The 15,622-nt window shown below is 63.9% G+C and carries 19 protein-coding genes and 2 pseudogenes; 7 read left to right on the plus strand and 14 right to left on the minus strand.

Features of this window, described 5'->3' with window-relative positions; all coding sequences use genetic code 11:
• Positions 1-5 precede the first annotated feature (5 nt).
• From STARVERO_RS01770 to STARVERO_RS01810, 9 genes are read right to left on the minus strand one after another with little or no spacing between them, the layout of a single operon-like run.
• Positions 6-536, minus strand: coding sequence for a host-nuclease inhibitor Gam family protein (locus tag STARVERO_RS01770; protein ID WP_159597700.1), 531 nt, complete (start codon positions 534-536; stop codon positions 6-8).
• Entirely contained in the window at positions 520-849 is a 330-nt protein-coding gene (locus tag STARVERO_RS01775) for a hypothetical protein (RefSeq protein ID WP_159597701.1), read from the minus strand. Before STARVERO_RS01775 ends, STARVERO_RS01770 begins: the two co-directional genes overlap by 17 nt.
• The gene (locus STARVERO_RS01780; RefSeq protein ID WP_159597702.1) at positions 846-1,163 is read right to left on the minus strand and encodes a hypothetical protein; all 318 of its coding nucleotides are present in this window, start codon (positions 1,161-1,163) and stop codon (positions 846-848) included. Before STARVERO_RS01780 ends, STARVERO_RS01775 begins: the two co-directional genes overlap by 4 nt.
• Positions 1,160-1,516 (minus strand): hypothetical protein, encoded by a 357-nt coding sequence (locus tag STARVERO_RS01785; RefSeq protein WP_159597703.1) that lies wholly within the window; start codon positions 1,514-1,516, stop codon positions 1,160-1,162. The genes STARVERO_RS01780 and STARVERO_RS01785 overlap by 4 nt, the downstream gene beginning before the upstream one ends.
• Complete coding sequence (locus tag STARVERO_RS01790) at positions 1,507-2,100, minus strand: hypothetical protein (RefSeq protein ID WP_159597704.1); 594 nt, start codon at positions 2,098-2,100, stop codon at positions 1,507-1,509. The genes STARVERO_RS01785 and STARVERO_RS01790 overlap by 10 nt, the downstream gene beginning before the upstream one ends.
• The gene (locus STARVERO_RS01795) at positions 2,100-2,870 is read right to left on the minus strand and encodes an AAA family ATPase (protein WP_159597705.1); all 771 of its coding nucleotides are present in this window, start codon (positions 2,868-2,870) and stop codon (positions 2,100-2,102) included. Before STARVERO_RS01795 ends, STARVERO_RS01790 begins: the two co-directional genes overlap by 1 nt.
• 22 nt (positions 2,871-2,892) lie before the next feature.
• Positions 2,893-4,986, minus strand: coding sequence for a Mu transposase C-terminal domain-containing protein (locus tag STARVERO_RS01800; RefSeq protein WP_159597706.1), 2,094 nt, complete (start codon positions 4,984-4,986; stop codon positions 2,893-2,895).
• Positions 4,968-5,423, minus strand: a complete 456-nt coding sequence (locus tag STARVERO_RS01805; protein ID WP_159597707.1) for a DNA transposition protein — start codon at positions 5,421-5,423, stop codon at positions 4,968-4,970. Before STARVERO_RS01805 ends, STARVERO_RS01800 begins: the two co-directional genes overlap by 19 nt.
• A complete protein-coding gene (locus tag STARVERO_RS01810) occupies positions 5,420-5,605 on the minus strand; it encodes a hypothetical protein (protein WP_159597708.1) in 186 nt (61 codons plus the stop codon). Before STARVERO_RS01810 ends, STARVERO_RS01805 begins: the two co-directional genes overlap by 4 nt.
• 170 nt (positions 5,606-5,775) lie before the next feature.
• Here STARVERO_RS01810 and STARVERO_RS01815 point away from each other — a divergent pair, with 170 nt between their 5' ends.
• Positions 5,776-6,084, plus strand: coding sequence for a hypothetical protein (locus STARVERO_RS01815; protein ID WP_159597709.1), 309 nt, complete (start codon positions 5,776-5,778; stop codon positions 6,082-6,084).
• 10 nt (positions 6,085-6,094) lie between these two features.
• On the opposite strand, the gene STARVERO_RS01820 is transcribed toward STARVERO_RS01815, so the two are convergent.
• From STARVERO_RS01820 to STARVERO_RS01830, 4 genes are read right to left on the minus strand one after another with little or no spacing between them, the layout of a single operon-like run.
• Positions 6,095-6,412 carry a hypothetical protein gene (locus STARVERO_RS01820; RefSeq protein WP_159597710.1) on the minus strand — a complete coding sequence of 106 codons (318 nt, stop codon included), beginning with the start codon at positions 6,410-6,412 and terminating at the stop codon, positions 6,095-6,097.
• Positions 6,409-6,681, minus strand: coding sequence for a hypothetical protein (locus tag STARVERO_RS01825; protein WP_159597711.1), 273 nt, complete (start codon positions 6,679-6,681; stop codon positions 6,409-6,411). The genes STARVERO_RS01820 and STARVERO_RS01825 overlap by 4 nt, the downstream gene beginning before the upstream one ends.
• 5 nt (positions 6,682-6,686) lie before the next feature.
• On the minus strand, positions 6,687-6,815 hold the full coding sequence (locus tag STARVERO_RS23645) for a hypothetical protein (RefSeq protein WP_280178109.1): 129 nt from the start codon (positions 6,813-6,815) through the stop codon (positions 6,687-6,689).
• 1 nt (position 6,816) lies between these two features.
• Positions 6,817-7,089: a helix-turn-helix domain-containing protein gene (locus tag STARVERO_RS01830; RefSeq protein WP_159597712.1), complete on the minus strand. Its 273-nt coding sequence runs from the start codon at positions 7,087-7,089 to the stop codon at positions 6,817-6,819.
• A 259-nt stretch (positions 7,090-7,348) separates the two neighbouring features.
• On the opposite strand from STARVERO_RS01830, the gene STARVERO_RS01835 reads away from it, so the two are divergent.
• From STARVERO_RS01835 to STARVERO_RS01860, 6 genes and pseudogenes are all read left to right on the plus strand, one after another.
• Positions 7,349-7,996: an XRE family transcriptional regulator gene (locus STARVERO_RS01835; RefSeq protein WP_159597713.1), complete on the plus strand. Its 648-nt coding sequence runs from the start codon at positions 7,349-7,351 to the stop codon at positions 7,994-7,996.
• 11 nt (positions 7,997-8,007) lie between these two features.
• Entirely contained in the window at positions 8,008-8,451 is a 444-nt protein-coding gene (locus STARVERO_RS01840) for a hypothetical protein (protein WP_159597714.1), read from the plus strand.
• A 224-nt stretch (positions 8,452-8,675) separates the two neighbouring features.
• Positions 8,676-8,912, plus strand: a pseudogene (locus tag STARVERO_RS01845) (DDE-type integrase/transposase/recombinase); the annotation flags it as partial.
• Positions 8,913-9,289: 377 nt separating this feature from the next.
• Entirely contained in the window at positions 9,290-10,885 is a 1,596-nt protein-coding gene (locus tag STARVERO_RS01850) for an arylsulfatase (RefSeq protein WP_244616492.1), read from the plus strand.
• An 86-nt stretch (positions 10,886-10,971) separates the two neighbouring features.
• Entirely contained in the window at positions 10,972-12,015 is a 1,044-nt protein-coding gene (locus STARVERO_RS01855) for an HAD family hydrolase (protein WP_159597715.1), read from the plus strand.
• 281 nt (positions 12,016-12,296) lie between these two features.
• Positions 12,297-13,847 (plus strand): annotated as a pseudogene (locus STARVERO_RS01860) (arylsulfatase); the annotation flags it as partial.
• 326 nt (positions 13,848-14,173) lie between these two features.
• Here STARVERO_RS01860 and STARVERO_RS01865 read toward each other — a convergent pair.
• Positions 14,174-15,537 (minus strand): IS3 family transposase gene (locus STARVERO_RS01865; RefSeq protein WP_159597716.1). Its coding sequence is split into 2 segments (ribosomal slippage): positions 14,174-15,187 and positions 15,190-15,537, totalling 1,362 coding nucleotides; the frame shifts between segments, so codons are not numbered across the junction.
• Positions 15,538-15,622: the final 85 nt, after the last annotated feature.

Here is a 15,622-nt window from a genome sequence, read left to right on the forward strand (position 1 = left end):
GCACCTCACGCCTGCGCGCCGGGAGCGTCGACCTCGAACGGTTCGACGATAAACTCCTCGCCGGCCGAACCGATGGTCACGCCCGCCACGGTGCGCGCCCTGTCGGCCTCCTTGAGCATTGCCTCCTTGTCGACCTCCTCCTTGGTGCGGAGGAACTTCTTGCCGAGGCCCATCTGCTTGATGGCGGTGATGACATCATCGACCTTGCGCAGCGAAACCTTGGGCGGCAGGTTGCGCCACGAGATCGTGCCGGTGACGAGGTTGGCGAACTTCACCTTGCCGCCGTTGGTGAGGCTCGCGCGGTGAGCCTCCGCCCATACCTTCAGCCCCTCGGTCAGAGCGGTCACGCGCTCCTGGAGTGGCAGCACCTTGTCGGCGAGCACCTTGTTGATTTCGGCAATGCGGTCATTCGCGTCCGCGTTGAAGCGGCCGATCTCGCGGTTCAGCGCGCCGATGTCCGCGATGGCGGTGGTGGCCTCCTCGGTGGACTGAGGTACGGGGAGATTGACGCCGAGCGTCTTAGCCTTCTTGGCCATCGTGGGTCTCCATGATGTGAACGAAGCCGAGAACGAGCAGCACGCTCGCCAGACCCTGCTGCGCGGAGAGCAGCTTTTCGTCATGCGCCGCGCCCTCCGCGTCGTTGCCGATGCAGGCGTCTTCCTCCAACACCTGGAGCAGCGTGGCGGCATGCTCGGCGACGGTCGCCAGCGCGAGAGCAACCCGTGCCAGGTTGATCGCGTCGTGCACGCTCAACGTCGTGAGGCTGCGGCGATTGCTGGTGGCGAGCCGGGCGATATTCAGCGCGCGCTGAACCGTTGCCGGGTCGATCGCGGAACGCTCGTCGCTCATGACGCACCTGCCGAGCCAAAGAGCGGGCGGGGCGGGAGCCGGAGCGGGACGACATTGTCGCGCGAGATGGCGGGCTCGATAATACGATCCGTTACCGGGTCATGAAAATCGCGCGCCAACTCGGCGGCGCGGCGCGCCGCATTGTCGCGCGCAATCCGTTCGAGCGTCCTGGCGTCCTGCTCGGCACGCGAGAGGGCTGCAAACAGCTCTTTGGTGGTTTCCGGCGGCATGTAGCAGCCGCGCGCGCAATGCGGAGCGACATGGTCAGCAAGCGCATGCAGGCGGTCTGAGAGGAGTTTCGGATGACTGGTCACGCTGCGTCTCCCTGCTTGACGGGGTTGAGGGGGCAGGCGCGGCACGCCTGCCAATGCTTGATGGCTTCGCGGTTGGCGGTGGAGAGGGGGCGTTCGCGGTGCTCGCGGCAGTCGCCGGCGCGGATCTCGCGCAGGAGATGCGGGCAGGCGACATGGTCGGCGAAGATCTCGACGATGCGTGCGGCGAGCTTGCCGGTATCCGCTGGGTAGCAACCGTTCAGCGCCTGCGAGACAGCGGTGCGCGCATAGCCGAGCTTTTCGGCCACAGCGCCGCGACTGCCGAGCCGGAGCACGGCCTCGCGGAGCAGGGCGAGGCTCCGCTCGTCGAGCTGGGGATAGGTCTTCACCGGCATGGGAAGTCCTCCCCAGTATTGAGGTCGGACAGGATGCGGGCCTTCTCGCGGTACATCGGCGCGCGTTCGCCCGTGTCGCGCACGACGCGGTAGACACGGTGCCCGTTCGACGTTTCAGCCGAGCCGGGGACACGGGCCGGCAGCACGGCGAGGTAGCCGGCGCGCACGAGCAGATGGACATAGCGCTGGAGGTTCCCGGCTGCGTTGCCATCGTCCAGGGTCGCAGCGAGTAACAGGATGTCCGACTGGGTGAACCGGTGGGACAGCCGCATGGCCGACCACGCCCGCTGGCGGAACGTGTCCCGGTTCGGGCCACGCTTGCCCGTGTGCGGGCCTCGGGGGCCGGACTTCATCGGCAACCCGGCCTCAAGATGTGCCGTGCCCTCGGCCGTCAGGCTGTAGGTCCCGGCCTCCTCGCGCTCGACATAGCGGCGCTCGACGAGCCGGCCGGACGCCTTGACGATAGCGCGCCGGCTCATCGGGAGATGGGCTTCCAGTTCGTCGAGGGTGCGCAGCCCGCGCCCGAGCGCGCCCATGACGGCGATCTGGTGAGTGGCGTTGCCTTCCAAGAGACCGGGCGCCATCACACCGTCTCCGGAACCATGACCGGCTGGCCGGTAGTGCGGTTGGTGCCGATGACCTGTCCGCGCATCGCGGCGAGCGGCAGCGGATTGTCCGGCCCGTAGCCGTTGCGCCGACCGAAGCGCTCGACGATGGCGATCGTTTCCTTGATTTCGCGCGTGAACCCGCCCGAAACCTGATGGATCAGCCCGGCGAAGGCGTCATCGACCGGCACTTCGCTCAGTTCCGCCAGCAGCTTCACGACATCGGCGCGGGACGCCGGCGTGAACTCGACACGCTGGCCGACGCGGGACGAAATCTGCGGAAACGCCGTAAGGTTGTGGCGGATGCGCCCCATGCCGACGAGGATGGTGACGAGGTCCATGCTGTCGGAGAGGTCGCGGATCGTCTCCATCACGCGCTGGGAGCGCGAGAAGTGGTCGGCCTCGTCGATCACCAGCGCGAAGGTACGCTTCTGGATGGTGTAATCGCTCTGGCGGATGGCCAGCGCCTCGGTCGCCTGCCGAAAGCGATCCTTGAAGCTGTGACGCTTGGCGACGCGCATCTCGACCAGCAGATCGTCGATGAACCAGCCCGAGTCCCAGTCGCGCTTGGCACGCAGAAAGATGGCGTGATTGGTCGCGGACCAGCGGTGCATGGTCGTGGTCTTGCCGAGGCCGGGCAGGCCATCGACCACCATGAGGCAGCTTTCCGAGGCGCCGCGACGCTCCAGCGCCTTAAGGGCGCCGTTGAAACGGCCGACATTCTCGGTTTCGACGAAGACGTTGCGCATGGCGAATGCGTTTCCTTTCTGGTCAGGCGGCGGCGTGCGCGAGGGATCGCAACGCCTCGATGTCGATGCCCGCGATGCGCAGTTCCTCGCGCGCCGGGGCGGAGGCGAGCAGCTCGTCGCGGATGAATTGGATATCGGCGGGGGTGATCGCGGCGGGATGGGCGATCAGCCAACGGGCGAACTGGACGTCGTCGGTGAATGTGGGCCGGCCATTCGCGGCGGGACCGGCGATCACCGGGACAATGTCGCGGTCATCGTCGAGGGCGAGCGGGTGCAACACGGCGAGATGGTCGATCGGGTCGTGCCCTTCGAGCAGCAGCGTCGGGCGCAGCTCCTGCTCGACGATGTCCATGTGACCCTGGAGCCGACGCTTGCGGGCAGCGGCGCGCTTTTCCATGGCCGCCTGCTCGGCCGAGACCGGGACGTAGCGCGTCTTGTGCCCTTCGAAGGCCGCGACCGCGATCAGCTTGCCGGGCTGGCGCTCGCCGGCGGCGTCAAGATCGATCGCCCGGACCCAGACACGCGTGGCGTCCTGGATGTCATAGGCGACGATGACATCCTCGCCGTGGAAGGCCTCCAACTCCGGCGCGAAGTAGGAGTTGTTCAGCCACTTAACCAGCGCGCGACGGGTCGGGCGCACGACCCACGGCCGGAACAGATCCTCGGCCTCGGATTTCGTGACGAGGATCGCCTCGAAGTCCCGCGCGAACGCAGCTTCCCACGCCTCATCCGGCGTCATATGGCGGCGCTTGCCGGTGATGGCGTCGACGATGCGCGGCAGGCCACGATGCGGCCGGCTGTTGTATTCGCCAATGGTGTGGGCGGCGGCGCGGAGAAAATCCTCCCAGCGCGGCAGCAGTCGGGAGGTTCCGCTGGTCTTCAGCTCGCGGCGGGTTTCCTGATGCGCGGCCTTCTTGGCCTCCCGGTCCATGTCGCGGGAGATATAGGTCGCGTAATCCCGCGCGAGGTGGCTCCATTCGTGGTTGAGCCGCTCGACGATGCCCTTGGCTTGCGAATTGTAGGGGAGGGCACGCATCGGCGTGATGCCGAGCCGGCCGAGCAGGCCGGTCAGCGAGGCATCCATGGCGTCGTTCACATAGCCGGGACCGCGATCGGTATAGAAAATCGCCGGAATGCCCGAATGGACGCAGGCAAGGCGTAGCGCGTCGCTCACCGCAACGGCGGACTCGTCGAGCGCCGCCGACCAGCCGACGATGCGCCGCGTATGTGCATCGATGATCGTCGTCAGTTCCGGCCGAAACGGCTGGCCGTGGATGGGATGCGCGATTTCGGCGTCGAAGGTCTTGCCATCCGCCAGATAAACCGACGTGGGCAGGAGGTCGGAGGCGTCGCGGGCCGTATAGGCCTGCCGCGCTTTGAGCGCCTGCGCGCCCTCGCGGCCCCGCATCCGGTCCACCGAGCCGAGCTTGTCGAGCGTGCGGCGCACCTGCTGGTATGACGGCAACGGCCGGTCTGGTTCGTCGTTTTTCCACTTGGCAAGCACGCGGGCGAGCGTGGGCTTGCCGGGCTTGGCATACCGCGCCATGAAATCGCGGAACCACTTCGGCAGGTCCTGCGCCGTTTTGGTGAGCAGGGGCGCGAGTGCGGCAACCCCGCCCGAGGCCTTTGCCGAGCGCCAGGTGTACAGGATGCGCTCCCGGACGATGGCCTTGCCGCCGGAGCGGTCGTTGGCGACGGCGCAGGCCGCCGCCAGCGTGGCATCGAGCCGGCCGGTCTCGCTGTCGTGCGCCAGCGAGCGCACGGCCGCCGTCACCGACATGCAGCCAATCATCACGCGGCGGTCGATCTCCAGCAACAGGGCGGCGCGCGCCTCCATGACCTGCCGCTGGCGCGCCGTCAGATTTGTGGTCTCCGTGGTCGCGATCTGACGCTGCTGATCAACAGCACTCGCGGCGACCACGGCCCGTGCCTCGATGCGCGAGCGGACATCGTCCGGTAGAGCTTCGGCTTGGTACAGACGAGGGCGGCCAGTGCCGGCCCCTACTCGGAAGGGCCAGTTTTCACGGGCCGCGCGCAGCTCTGCGGCCCGCTTAGACACGCCAAGCCCCGATGCGATAATAGCGATCCCGATCTCGCTCATGCGCGCCCCCGCCACTGGCGCCGGCCGGCGCGGGCGATGCGCTCCAGGCGCTCCATCTGCTCGCGGGCCATGGCTTCCTGGATCGCGCCGACATAGCGGGCGTCGATGCTCACCCTGTCGAGCGGGTCGAGTGCAAGCTGCAGCGGGCGGTGATCGCCTGTGACGGCGCAGAGCGCGACCATGCGAGCGAACGAGATTGTGTGCTCGTCCTTGGCCTGCGACGCGTAATTGTCGAGCATCGCCTTGGAGACGCTCTCGCCGCCGAGATAAGCGGACATCTCGTCGGCGATCTGCTCGCGTGGTTTGTCGCTGGCATCCAGCACCTGGGCCACCGCAAGCGCGATACGCTCGCGCATGGTGCGGGCGCGCAGCACGCGCTCATCGGGGTGCTCGACAACCGCCGGGGGTGTCCAGTCGAACAGGTCGAGGGTGGACGGATCGCGGCGGCTCATGCGCGCTCTCCGAACATCTCGGGGCAGCGCTGACGCAGCATATCCTCGTGCCGCTGGAGCCAGAGCAGTGTGCGTTTCACGGCTTCTAGGCGGCGGGTCCGATACTCCGCGAGCGACGGCCCCATCTTCCTGCGGGCGATGATGCCGACTTCTTCAATCTGCTGGCCAAGGGCGACGCGCATGTCAGCGCCCCTCCCGAAAGAGGGCCGGGCGGACACGGCGCGCGGCAGCGCCCGCCCGGCTGACAAGTCGAGGGAGGATGCGGGTAGCCCCGCCGCCCCACCACTGGCGCAGGTGGCGCGCTTCCCCGACACTCTCGGTTGCGAACAATGAGTCGTCGAAGGAATGGGAAATGGTCAAGACACCGGCAGAGCGGGCAGCCGCGTTGAAAGAGCGGCAACGCAAAGCTTTTGACGACATGGGACGGATGCCCGCGAGCTGGAAGATTGTGCTCGCGCGGGCCGTCGTTTCCATCCTGGAGGTGCGGGAGACGATAACCGCCGATGACCTTCGCTCCGAGCTGGAGCGCTTGCAGGCCGAGCGCGCGCCATTGGCGCCGGAGGTGGAGTTTTCGGCCGAGGCGACCCGGATTGCGACAGAAATAGCCATTTCGCGTCTCGTCGAGGCGGAAACGAAGCGCAAGCAACCGACTGGCGCATGAGCGGGCCTATTCACGACCGGCCCTCCGCCTTGGCGATGGTCGCCAGCAGAACCGTCTCGCGCATCTCGGCGCTCTGAAACTGCACCGTTCCGCGCTGTTTCGTGGCGATGAGAAGCCGCTTGATCTCGCGGACGAACACCAGATCGCGCCGAAGTTCGGCGAGCATGTCGGGTGCCGCGTGGAACAGGACGGCGTTCGGGCGGTAGGTGACAGTGGCCACCGTAGCCAGGACATCGGGAATGCCGCCGACTTGGCACTTGATGAACCACGGGTGGGCGCCCTCGATGGTGTAGGGGCCACGCGTGTAGGCGGGGATCTGCTTGCTCATGCGGCGCCCCCAAAATCCTCGGGCAGCGGCATCGCCCGCCAGAGTGGTGCGGCGGGCGGGCGCTTCAGCGCCGGCGACGTGTTCAGCCACATGGCGAGGCCGTGCGCGATATCCGCGCCGGTCACTACGAGCACGCTATGCCGGTTCACGGCCTCGCCGATCAGCATGGTGGCGCCGACCGCCGGCGAGGGATCGATGGTAAGGGAGCCACTCCAGTAGATGCAGCCGGAGCGGTGGTCAGGCTCAAGGCGACCGATGACGTACATCATGGTGCTCACCACCGGGCGAGCCCGGCGAGCACATTCGCCGAGCCGATGAGAAGGGTTGCGATCACCAGCGCCTGGATCAGTGCAGCGTCGTGGCGGCGGTAACGCGGGATGGGGCGGCGACGGGACAGCGACATGTCAGGCGGCCTCATGGTTTTTGCCATGGCGCGCCTTCGCGATATCGCTATGTTGCGCCTTGTGTAGCGACGCTCGCTCAACCGGGATTCGGACCCCTGCGGAGGTCCAGTGCTCGGGGAAGAGCTGCTGGGGACTCAGGCCGAGGCGCGCCGCCAAGGCGCGTTCGATCGGGACCGATGGGCGACCTGCGGCGGTCTGCTGGATCGCCTGCGGTGATACGCTCAGGTCACGAGCGAGCCCTCGCCAAGAAAGCCCGGCAAGGCGCAGTTGCATGCGGATCCACTCCCGCCTCACAGCGGGATTTTTTGGGATGTCAGTGGTTGCGGGTGCGATTGGCATGGGAAGGGACACTAAGCGTCCATTTGGACGTGTCAACTCCGTTTGGCGCTTCGCGAACGTGCTATTTGGCCCTTCTACATGACGTTCGGACTAGTTTATTGATTTCATTTGGCTTTCTGCCTCCGCGAACGGATGCCGTGATGAGCACGTTTCTTTCGCAAAAGCGCCATTTGGTTCGCGAAGCGAGGTGGCCATGAACGTTGGTGAGCGAATCAGGCAGTTTCGCGAGAGCCGTGGCTGGACGCTTGCAGAGATGGCGAACCATTTGGACGTCGACATCACCGCTCAGTCCCTCGGACGGTATGAGCTGGGCAGACGCAGTCCAGATGCTGAGTTGCTGGAAGCCATGGTCAGGCTCGGCTGTGATCCAGCGTGGCTACTAGGTGGCTCACCTGCACCCGCCATAGAGATGCGCCCGACGGGGACATCTGATGCGGTTCTCATCGAGCGCCTCGCCTTTCGGGCATCCGCCGGCAGTGGCGCTCTTGTCATAGAGCCAACCGGTGGCACTGGTAGCGTGCGCAGCGAGCTATTGAAACGCTTGGGTTTGCGGGCAGAATATGCCCGGCTGATGGAAGCCGATGGCGACAGCATGCTGCCCACCATTCACCACGGCGACCCCTTACTTATTGACGTGTCCCCTGAAGCAAGGGCGCGGGTCGTCGACAACAAGATTTACGCCTTTACCATCGAGAATGAGGCTTACGTTAAGCGCTTGCGTAGAGAGCCGGGGCGCATTGTGATGGTGTCAGACAACCGCGACTATCCCGAGCGCGCTATTCCAGAGGGCGACTCCTTCAGGATCATCGGGCGCGTGAAATGGGTAGAGAGAGAACTTTGAGAGCAGTCGTATTGGCCATTTCTGTTGGTCTGATCGCGAGCGTGGCGCCTGCCACCGCCACAGAACCCTCAATCCTTCCGCGCATTATTCTGAAATCAAAGGCGGCTGTGACAGCGGTTCTTGGTGCGCCGGATCGTTGCGAAACCTCGACCTACGGCGACAAATGCACCTATCGGAATGGTCAGGTCGAAATCGTCTACATCAATGGTAAGGCCGACTGGATCACTTACAACAATCCGCCCGGCGTCGGTTTCTATCCGGCGGCGCTGACGCGACTCGGTGTCAACTGTCCAGTCGACATCAGCAAAATCGGCTTTGCCGGCGATACCTTTGCCTGGCGCGGCACTTGCCCAGGGCTTCATTCGGCAGCCGTGTTCGCTGGTGAGGGGGACGCACCTACCGAACCTCACAACCGCAGGGTCAGCTACATCTACATCAAGGCGAAAACGCCCTAAGCCGCAACTTTCAGCCATTCCTCGGTTGATTTGAGCGCATATTGATCGGGGCGGTCGGTGTTTTGGTCGCCGCTGCAAAAGATTGCGACGATTTCGGCCGCGAATGGCGCCCCGCTGCAAAAGGTGCGCCCCCTGTGGATTGGCCCGCCGGCCCTTGCGCTCCAAAGGCTTCCGCCCCCTAGGCCCACCTGCCTCCTACTGCAGAATGAACAGGCCCCCTACAGCTGGCCGCCGTCTGGCGAGGCAAGCCGAGGGGCCGTGTGCTGGTGCATTCGGACCAGGGGAGCCAGTTCACCAGCATCGAGTGGGCTTCGTTCCTGAAACACCACGATCTGCAGCCCTCGATGAGCCGTCGCGGCAACTGTCATGACAACGCCGTCGCCGAGAGCTTCTTCAGCCTGCTCAAGCGCGAACGCATCCGCCGCAACGTCTACCGCACGCGCGACGAGGCACGCCGGGATAGCCCTCCTAAATCGCGACTTGGCCGAATCTGCATAGCGACAGCCACGTCTTCATGCGTTTGTGAAGCAAAGAGCGTAATCGCCTAAATGATGGGAAATTGAGCGAGCGGTTCGATGTCCGTGCTCGGGGCTGCATGGCTCGTGATCCATCATTCCGGCGCTTTCCGTGATCCGGCGGGGGGCAGGTCTGCCGTCCGCTTCTAGGCAGGAGACGTGGGATGATGCTTGGAATTGCATGTTCGCGAAACGCTTCGAGGAGGCGTCGAAGAGGCTGGTCCAGGTCGAGCGCCGCGGCGCTCGGCATCGCGCTTGGGATAACGGCGCCGGGCCTTGCGCAGGCACAAACCCAGCCCGCCCGACCCAACATTCTCTTCATCATGGGCGATGACATCGGCTACATGCAGCCGAGCATCTATCATCGCGGTCTGATGGTCGGTGAGACGCCCAATATCGACCGGATCGGCCAGGAAGGCGCGCTGTTCACGGACTACTACGCGGAACAGAGCTGCACCGCCGGACGCAACGCCTTCTTCACCGGAATGCATCCGCTGCGCACCGGCATGATCATGCCGCAGCTTCCCGGAAGCCCGACCTACCTGAAGCCGGGCACGCCGGCGATTGCCAAGTTCCTGTTCGATCTTGGCTACTCTACCGGACAGTTCGGCAAGAACCACCTTGGCGATCATACCGACGCCCTGCCGACGGCGCATGGTTTCCAGGAGTTCTGGGGCTATCTCTACCACCTCGACGCCATGCAGGGCGTCAGCTTCCCGGACATCAACAAGACGCCGACCGAGCAGACCGTCGCGCCGCCTTGTCAGAACACGCCGGTTCCGGGCCTGAGCCCGACCCCCGGCGGCGTCGATCCGGCTACCACCACCTGCCTGATGCCCCCGCGTCCGGTGATTGCCTGCAAGTCCAGCGACGGTTCCGCGGCGAAACAGACCTGCAAGGACGAAGGCCCGCTGACGCTGAAGCGTTCGGAGACCGTCGACGAGGAGATTTCGAGCCACATCATCGACTTCCTCGACCGCAACAATCCCAAGGAGACCGGCAAGCCGTTCTTCGTCTGGTACAATCCGGCCCGCATGCACATCACCACCATGCTGTCGGAAAAGTATCTCGGCATGGTTGGCCAGCCCGGCGGCAAGGACTGGGGTGTCAACGAAGCCGGCATGAAGCAGATGGACGACAACATCGGCTACGTCATGAAGAAGCTCGAGGAGATGGGCGAGCTCGACAACACGATCATCGTCTTCACGACGGACAATGGCGCCGAGACCATCACTTTCCCCGACGGCGGCACCACTCCCTTCAAGGGGGGCAAGCTTTCGACGTGGGAAGGCGGCATGCGCGCGCCGATGGTCGTCCGCTGGCCTGGCCATATCAAGCCCGGCACCGTCAAGACGGACATCTTCGCCTCGCTGGACTGGCTGCCCACCCTGGTTGAGATCGCGGGCGGCCCGAAGGGCAACGAGCTGAAGGCGCAGATCGAGAAGGGCGCCTATCCCGGCATCGTCAAGACCACGCTGGATGGCACCAACCAACGCGCTTATCTCGAAGGCAAGTCGGAAAAGTCGGCCCGCGATACGTTCTTCTACTATTCCGGCAAGGATCCTTCGGCGGTTCGCTACAAGAACTGGAAGATGTACTTCTCGATGGTCTCGGATGATCCCTCAGGATTTACCCGGGGTCCGGTCCCTTACCACTGGACCCAGGTCGTCAACATCAAGCGCGATCCCTTCGAAACCTCAATCGGTTCCCAGGTGAAGACGCTCACCGGCGTAGGCGGTGCGCTTGCCGCCCCAGTCACCGCCTATGTCTATGACTGGAACATGTTGCCGATCGGTCAGGCGCTGTGGCTGAAGGAACTTGAAACCTACAATCAGTTCCCTCCGATGCAGTCTCCGGCCAGCTATAATCTTTCGCAGGTCATCGAGCAGGTGAAGGCGGCCGGGACGACGCGGGACTGACGGCCTCCAACCTTACAAGCCATGATATCCGACCGACCCGCTCTGGAGAGTGGGCCGGTCGGATCAGCCCCATCCGGTAGAGTTCGATGCTCCGCTTGATTGAGAATCTCTTTACTCGACGGTCGTTTCTGGCGACCGCAATTATCATTTCCGGCCTCGCCGCCGCGCCCCTTTCGGCGTTCGCTCAGCAGGACCCTCTTCCGTCCTGGAACGAGGGCGCCGCGAAGAAGGCGATCATTGAGTTGGTCGGGCAGACGACGACGCAGGGCGGTTCCGGTTTCGTGGTGCCGGCGGACCGCATTGCGGTCTTCGACCAGGATGGTACGACGTGGGCCGAACATCCTCTCTATAGTCAGGCGCTCTTCGCTCTCGACCGGGTGGCCACGCTGGCGCCCCAGCATCCCGAGTGGAAGAATGCCGAGCCGTTCAAGTCGGTCCTTGCCGGCGACTACGCCGCCATCTCGAAGTTCAGCGAGAAGGAATGGCTTGAAATCGTCGCCGTCACCCATGCCGGCATGAGCACGGCTGATTTCGAGCAGATCGTCCGTGACTGGCTGCCCAAATCGAAGAACCCGATCCTGAAGCGACCGGTGACGGAGCTCGTCTATCAGCCCATGCTCGAAGTCATGGCCTATCTGCGTGCCAATGGCTTCAGCACCTATATCGTGACCGGCGGCGGACAGGAATTCGTGCGGCCCTATTCCGATGGGGTGTATGGTATTCCCGCCGAACAGGTCATCGGTTCCAGCATCGTGACCAAGTACGAGTTCAAAGACGGTAAGCCCGTCCTGATGCGCGAGCCGAAGCTGTTCTTCAACGACAATTTCGACGGCAAGGCTATCGGCATCAACCTGTTCATCGGCAAGCGTCCGATCATCGCCTTTGGCAATTCCGATGGCGACCGTCAGATGCTGGAATGGACGACCGCCGGTGACGGCCCCCGGCTGGGTCTTCTGGTGCTCCACGACGATGCCGCGCGCGAATTTGCCTACGGCCCGGCCAATGGCCTGCCCGACACCGAGGTGGGCACATTTAGCCAGTCGCTCATGGAAGAGGCAAAGGCGCGCACATGGGAGGTGATCAGCATGAAGAATGACTGGGCGACCATATTTCCGAAGCCGAAGCCGTAAGCACGGTCGTCAGCCATAACTTGAGGAGTGGTCCGGTGCCGGAGGGCATGGGCAGCCCCCATGCGTATGGGAGCCGGGTTTCCATCCACATTGTCTCGGGCGTCGAACGCGATCGCTTCCGATCGCGATTGGTCCTTCGAATGGCGCGATGGGCCTTGGACATGACGACGGCCTGGAGCCGGATCCTCATCGACATGAAGAACGACGGGAAGCGGCTTTCGAGACGTGCAGTGAGGTCGGTACGAACCGGCCAAGGCCTTATTGAAATGAAGGAGGGGCCGATGGGTCTACCTGTTCAAAAGTCACTCGGGGCGCTCGTCGCGACCGCGTTGCTGGCATTCACCGGCGCCGCGCACGCGCAGGGCACGGCACCGGCGAAGAAGCCCAACATCCTGCTGATCGTCTCCGACGACACGGGGTGGGGCGATCTCGGCACCTATCTCGGCGGCGAGCGTCGCGGCATGCCGACGCCCAATCTCGACGAGCTGGCTGCCGAAGGCATGACCTTCACCAATTTCTACGGCCAGCCAAGCTGCACGCCCGGCCGCGCCGCGATCCAGACCGGTCGCATCCCCAACCGTTCCGGCATGACGACGGTCGCGTTCCAGGGGCAAGGCGGCGGCCTGCCGGCCGCCGAATGGACACTGGCCTCGGTGTTGAAGCAGGGCGGCTACAAGACCTACTTCACCGGCAAGTGGCACCTTGGCGAGGCGGACTACGCCCTGCCGAACGCCCAAGGCTACGACGTGATGAAGTACGCCTTCCTGTACCACCTCAACGCCTATACCTATGGCGATCCGAAGTGGTTCCCGGCCATGAGCCCCGAACTTCGCGAGATGTTCGACAAAGTCACGAAGGGCTCGCTGTCGGGCAATGCCGGCGGCCCCGTCACGCAGGACTTCAAGGTCAACGGCGAGTATGTGAACACGCCGGAACAGGGGGTGGTCGGCATTCCGTTCCTCGACGAATATGTCGAGAAGGCCGCGTTCGAATTTCTCGACGATGCGGCCAAGAACAAGGGAACCCCGTTCTTCATCAACGTCAACTTCATGAAGAACCATCAGCCGAACCTGCCGGCACCGGAATTCATCGGCAAGTCGATCTCGAAGTCCAAATATGCGGATTCAGTGGTCGAGCTCGATACGCGCATCGGTAATGTGCTGAAGAAGCTCAAAGAGCTTGGCCTCGCCGACAACACGCTGGTGTTCTATACCGTAGACAACGGCGCGTGGCAGGACGTGTACCCCGATGCCGGCTACACACCGTTCCGCGGCACCAAAGGCACGGTGCGCGAGGGCGGCAACCTCGTTCCTTCCATGGTCCGCTTCCCCGGCAAGGTGCCGGCCGGCACCAAGAGCGACGATATCCTCGGCGGTCTCGACCTGATGGCCTCGTTCGCCTCGCTCGCGGGGCTGCCGCTGCCGACCAAGGATCGCGCCGGCGAACCGATCATGTTCGACAGCTACGATGTGACCCCGGTCTGGTTCCGCACGGGCAAGAATCCGCGCCAGGAGTGGTTCTACTTCACCGAGAACGAGCTTTCGCCCGGTGCCGCCCGCGTCGGCAATTTCAAGTATGTCTTCAACCTGCGCGGTGACGACGGAGCCCATACGGGCGGCCTTGCCGTCGATACCAATCTGGGCTGGAAGGGTGCCGAGAAGTATGTCGCCACGGTTCCGCAGGTTTTCGACCTGCCGGCGGATCCGCAGGAGCGTTACGACATCTTCATGACGACCTTCACCGAGAGCACCTGGGCGCTGGTGCCGGCCAATGAGGCCGTCAACAAGCTCATGAAGACCTATGTCCAATATCCGCCCCGCTGTCCGTCGTCAGAACATTTGGCGCAACTCGCGGCGTAAATTAGCGGAGTGCGGGCCTCGTCTGGGGGGTGATGTTAGGCGGCGAGCTTGCGGTGCTGCAAGCGCCGATATTCGATGGTCTGTCGCTTGATCCTTTCACGCTGTTTGATGATCGCTGGAGCCCTGCCGAAGTAGGCGTCGGAGGGCGTCACGTTGNGGGCGCTGGTGCCGGCCAATGAGGCCGTCAACAAGCTCATGAAGACCTATGTCCAATATCCGCCCCGCTGTCCGTCGTCAGAACATTTGGCGCAACTCGCGGCGTAAATTAGCGGAGTGCGGGCCTCGTCTGGGGGGTGATGTTAGGCGGCGAGCTTGCGGTGCTGCAAGCGCCGATATTCGATGGTCTGTCGCTTGATCCTTTCACGCTGTTTGATGATCGCTGGAGCCCTGCCGAAGTAGGCGTCGGAGGGCGTCACGTTGTCCAGGCTCTCGTGGTAACGCTGGTGGTTGTAGTGCTCGACGAAGGCCTCGATCTGGGCCTCGAGGTCACCGGGCAGGAAGTAGTTCTCCAGCAGGATGCGGTTCTTAAGGGTCTGGTGCCAGCGCTCGATCTTGCCCTGGGTCTGGGGATGCATTGGGGCGCCGCGGACGTGGCTCATCTTGTTGATCTCGATATATTCTGCCAGCTCGCCGGCGATGTAGCTCGGGCCATTGTCGCTAAGCAGCCTGGGCTTGTGCAGCACCGTAGCGCTGTCGCAGCCTGAAGCCTTGAGGGCGAGGTCCAGCGTGTCGGTCACATCCTCGGCCCGCATGTTGGTGCACAGCTTCCAGGCGATGATATAGCGCGAGAAGTCGTCGAGCACGGTCGACAGGTACATCCAGCCCCAGCCGATGATCTTGAAGTAGGTGAAGTCGGTCTGCCACATCTCGTTCGGGCGGGTGGTCTTGGTGTGGAACGCATCGGCAGCCTTGATCACGACGTAGGCCGGGCTGGTGATCAGATCATGGGCCTTGAGCAGCCTGTAAACCGTGGCTTCCGATACGAAGTAGCGCTTTTCGTCGGTGAAGCGCACGGCCAGTTCCCGGGGGCTCAGCTCGGACTGTTCCAGCGCCAGCTCGATGATCTGGTTGTGGATCTCGGCCGGGATGCGGTTCCACACCCGGCTCGGCGCCGACGGCCGATCTGCCAACGCTTCCGGCCCGCCCTCGATGTAGCGATCGTACCAGCGGTAGAACGTCCGGCGGGGGATGCCCAGTTGCTCCAGGGTCCTGCGCGCCGACAGGTGGGACTGCTCGACGATCCTGATGATCTCGAGCTTTTCGGATGCGGGGTACCTCATTCGCCGTCGCCCCCATCCGCGATCATGCTTTTTTTGAGCAGGCGGTTTTCGAGCGTCAGGTCGGCAACGCATTCCTTCAAGGCACGGGCTTCACGCCGCAGATCCTGCACTTCGCCGGTGGTCGCGGCACGCGCGGTATCACCGGCCAAGCGGCGCTTGCCGGCTTCCATGAACTCCTTCGACCAGGTGTAATACAGACTCTGCGCGATGCCCTCCTTGCGGCACAGCTCGGCAATGCTGTCTTCGCCGCGCAGGCCATCCAGCACGATACGGATCTTGTCCTCGGCCGAAAAATGCCGCCGGGTCTGCCGCCGGATATCCTTCACCACCCGCTCAGCTGGGGCCTTTACCGGCGATTTTTTCAAGGAGGGTTGGGTCTTCATCTTCGTTCCTTCGTCACTACGACGAAGCCCCAACCCTCCTTAATTCACAACCTCAAATCTGTGCCATTGGTGCTGACGGCGGACA

Source organism: Starkeya nomas (assembly GCF_902703545.1).
GTDB lineage: Bacteria > Pseudomonadota > Alphaproteobacteria > Rhizobiales > Xanthobacteraceae > Ancylobacter > Ancylobacter moscoviensis.

Excerpts from the sequence above, each read along its gene's own strand:
- STARVERO_RS01770 (WP_159597700.1), bottom strand. The coding sequence starts at position 536 with ATGGCCAAGAAGGCTAAGACGCTCGGCGTCAATCTCCCCGTACCTCAG.
- STARVERO_RS01775 (WP_159597701.1), bottom strand. The coding sequence starts at position 849 with ATGAGCGACGAGCGTTCCGCGATCGACCCGGCAACGGTTCAGCGCGCG.
- STARVERO_RS01785 (WP_159597703.1), bottom strand. The coding sequence starts at position 1,516 with ATGCCGGTGAAGACCTATCCCCAGCTCGACGAGCGGAGCCTCGCCCTG.
- STARVERO_RS01790 (WP_159597704.1), bottom strand. The coding sequence starts at position 2,100 with ATGGCGCCCGGTCTCTTGGAAGGCAACGCCACTCACCAGATCGCCGTC.
- STARVERO_RS01795 (WP_159597705.1), bottom strand. The coding sequence starts at position 2,870 with ATGCGCAACGTCTTCGTCGAAACCGAGAATGTCGGCCGTTTCAACGGC.
- STARVERO_RS01805 (WP_159597707.1), bottom strand. The coding sequence starts at position 5,423 with ATGAGCCGCCGCGATCCGTCCACCCTCGACCTGTTCGACTGGACACCC.
- STARVERO_RS01810 (WP_159597708.1), bottom strand. The coding sequence starts at position 5,605 with ATGCGCGTCGCCCTTGGCCAGCAGATTGAAGAAGTCGGCATCATCGCC.
- STARVERO_RS01815 (WP_159597709.1), top strand. The coding sequence starts at position 5,776 with ATGGTCAAGACACCGGCAGAGCGGGCAGCCGCGTTGAAAGAGCGGCAA.
- STARVERO_RS01820 (WP_159597710.1), bottom strand. The coding sequence starts at position 6,412 with ATGAGCAAGCAGATCCCCGCCTACACGCGTGGCCCCTACACCATCGAG.
- STARVERO_RS01825 (WP_159597711.1), bottom strand. The coding sequence starts at position 6,681 with ATGATGTACGTCATCGGTCGCCTTGAGCCTGACCACCGCTCCGGCTGC.
- STARVERO_RS23645 (WP_280178109.1), bottom strand. The coding sequence starts at position 6,815 with ATGTCGCTGTCCCGTCGCCGCCCCATCCCGCGTTACCGCCGCCACGAC.
- STARVERO_RS01830 (WP_159597712.1), bottom strand. The coding sequence starts at position 7,089 with ATGCAACTGCGCCTTGCCGGGCTTTCTTGGCGAGGGCTCGCTCGTGAC.
- STARVERO_RS01835 (WP_159597713.1), top strand. The coding sequence starts at position 7,349 with ATGAACGTTGGTGAGCGAATCAGGCAGTTTCGCGAGAGCCGTGGCTGG.
- STARVERO_RS01850 (WP_244616492.1), top strand. The coding sequence starts at position 9,290 with ATGGGCGATGACATCGGCTACATGCAGCCGAGCATCTATCATCGCGGT.
- STARVERO_RS01855 (WP_159597715.1), top strand. The coding sequence starts at position 10,972 with ATGCTCCGCTTGATTGAGAATCTCTTTACTCGACGGTCGTTTCTGGCG.